We start from the raw sequence: 2592 nt of genomic DNA on the forward strand, positions 1-2592 counted from the left end.
CATGAAAAATTTCTTATCCATTTCGGCGCTTTTTATAAACAGCACTCAAGGGGCGGATAAACAACAACAGCAAAAGAACACAACAAAAACAGTGTGGCTATAAGTAAGTGAAAGTTGGCTCCCAAAATGCCTGCCCCCGGCAAGGGGGTTGACATCGTTTTTTTTTTGCTACATTTTATTTAATGAAACAGAGGAGGTTGTATGAAAAACAAACAAGCGTTTACGCTTATTGAATTATTGGTTGTCGTTCTTATCATCGGCATTTTAGCGGCGGTAGCGTTGCCGCAATATCAAAAGTCGGTGGATAAAAGCCGGTTTGTGGGGCTCTTGTCCGTAGCCAAAAGTATCAAAAACGCGCAGGAAGTTTATTATTTAGCAAACGGCTCGTATACGACTAATTGGGACGAGCTTTCTTTGGGCTTTGCCCAGAACCAATTACGTAGCGGGCAATCTGTAATTTTTTCTGATGTTACGTCAACAATGCCTGCAAGTGTGCAACTTAAAGATACAAAAATTGGGGTAAAAGTTTTGGTTATATACAGTCATACAGCTTTGGGTCCTGGTTATGATGATCAAACGTACTGTTATGCTCCCAAAACGAGTACGCGGGCCCAAAACGTGTGTTTATCCTTTGGCGGTCGCTACCGGAATGATTACGGCACCGAGTGGCGTTATTTATTAAGTACGTGGTAACGAGTCCGCGTTATATTCCCCTTTTATTTAGTAAAATATACATATACTAAACGGAGGGAATATGATAGAACTTTTTGAAGACCCGCGGCTGGACAAACCGTCTAACGAGCCGGCCCCGGCCAGTCTAGTCAAATTCAGACAAATTTCCCAAGACGCGCTTAAAGGCGCGGGCGAGGCGCGCATCAAAGCCCAAAAAGACAAGGGCAAGATGACCGCGCGCGAACGTATCTCTTACCTATTAGATAAAGACAGTTTTTTTGAAATTCAAAGTTTATTGGAAACGTCCTGCACCGACTTTGGCGTCAAAGACAAACACATCAAAGGTGACGGCGTTGTTACCGGTTTTGGGCGTATCAACGGGCGCGAAGTGGCCCTTTTTGCGCAAGATTTTACGCAACTGGGCGGCTCTTTGGGGCTCGCGCACGCACGCAAAATTGCTGATATTATGGACAAAGCTATTGAAGCCAAAATTCCGATCATCGGTCTTTTTGACTCCGGCGGTGCGCGTATCCAAGAAGGGGTGGACAGCTTAAACGGCTTTGGCGAAATTTTCTACCGCAACGTCAAGGCCTCTGGTGTGATTCCGCAGATTTCCGTGATTTTGGGCCCGTGTGCGGGCGGGGCGGCTTATTCGCCGGCCCTTTCCGATTTTATCTTTATGGTGGACGGTATCAGCCACATGTTTATCACGGGGCCCAGCGCTGTTAAAGCCGCTACCGGCGAAGAAGTTGATTTTGATTCTTTGGGCGGCAGTGCGCCGCATAGCGAAAAAAGCGGCGTGTGCCAATTTGTGGCTAAGTCCGAGCAAGATTGTTTCCGCCAAGTGCGCGAACTGTTGTCTTTCTTGCCGCAAAACTGCGAGGAACGCTCGCCTATGCAAACCACCAGCGACGTTACCGACCGGCCCGTGCCGGTGTTGGAGCGCATTTGCGAAATGGACCCCAAAAAGGCGTTTCGTATCCACCACGTGATTTGGCGTCTGGCGGATGATTTCGGGTTTTTTGAAATTCACCAAAATTTTGCTAAAAATATCGTAACGGGTTTTATCCGCTTGGCGGGGCACGTGGTAGGTGTAGTAGCCAACAACCCCGCTCACTTAGGCGGTGCGCTTGATTGCGACGCCAGCGACAAGGCCGCGCGCTTTATCCGCTTTTTAAACGCATTTAATATCCCGCTGCTCACGCTCGTGGATACGGGGGGATATTTGCCCGGAGTGGCGCAAGAGCACGGCGGTATTATCCGCCACGGCGCGAAACTGTTGTACGCGTACTCCGAGGCCACTATCCCGAAAATTACGCTTGTCTTGCGCAAGGCCTACGGCGGAGCGTACATTGCGATGGGCTCTAAGATTTTAAAAGGCGATTTTAACTTTGCTTTCCCCAGCGCGGAAATTGCCGTTATGGGTCCGCGCGGTGCGGTGGAGATTTTGTACTCCCGCGCGCTTAGAGAAGAAAAAGACCCTGCTAAACAAGAAGAACTGAAAATGAAAATGACGCAGGAATATTCGGATAAATTCGCCTCGCCTTATCAAGCGGCGACGAACGGCTCTATTGACGAGATCATTGAGCCGGCCGAAGCGCGCAGTAAAATCATCCGTGCTTTTGCCGTTTTGCGCACGAAGCGCGATCCGAAAAATCATCCGCGAAAAGGCAATATACCGCTGTAAAAAATCTGTCAATCAACGGACCGGGCGCAACCAAAAGTTGCGCCCGTTTTTGTCACAAAGCAACAATGCAAAAAGAGTGTGGCTCTAATTAAGTAGAAGTTGACTCCCAAAATGCCTGGGCCCGGCAAGGGCCTTTTCTGTATATATTTTTCTCTCGCTCGTCATCCCGCAGGGTTTCTATGCGGGATATAGCGAGAGAAAAAATAAAACTTGACATCGTTTTTTTTTTTGCT

At 48.3% G+C, this 2592-nt stretch carries 2 protein-coding genes; both read left to right on the forward strand.

Annotated features, from left to right (window positions below; translation table 11 throughout):
• Positions 1-201 precede the first annotated feature (201 nt).
• Positions 202-693 carry a type IV pilin protein gene (locus ACQY2W_RS07245; protein ID WP_428050786.1) on the forward strand — a complete coding sequence of 164 codons (492 nt, stop codon included), beginning with the start codon at positions 202-204 and terminating at the stop codon, positions 691-693.
• A gap of 61 nt (positions 694-754) precedes the next feature.
• The gene (locus tag ACQY2W_RS07250) at positions 755-2359 is read left to right on the forward strand and encodes an acyl-CoA carboxylase subunit beta (RefSeq protein WP_428050787.1); all 1605 of its coding nucleotides are present in this window, start codon (positions 755-757) and stop codon (positions 2357-2359) included.
• Positions 2360-2592: the final 233 nt, after the last annotated feature.

The organism is Candidatus Avelusimicrobium caledoniensis, assembly GCF_902756455.1.
GTDB classification, from domain to species: Bacteria; Elusimicrobiota; Elusimicrobia; order Elusimicrobiales; family Elusimicrobiaceae; genus Avelusimicrobium; species Avelusimicrobium caledoniense.

What these genes read in the sequence shown, in the direction of transcription:
- ACQY2W_RS07245 (WP_428050786.1), top strand. Translation starts at nt 202, where the DNA reads ATGAAAAACAAACAAGCGTTTACGCTTATTGAATTATTGGTTGTCGTT.
- ACQY2W_RS07250 (WP_428050787.1), top strand. Translation starts at nt 755, where the DNA reads ATGATAGAACTTTTTGAAGACCCGCGGCTGGACAAACCGTCTAACGAG.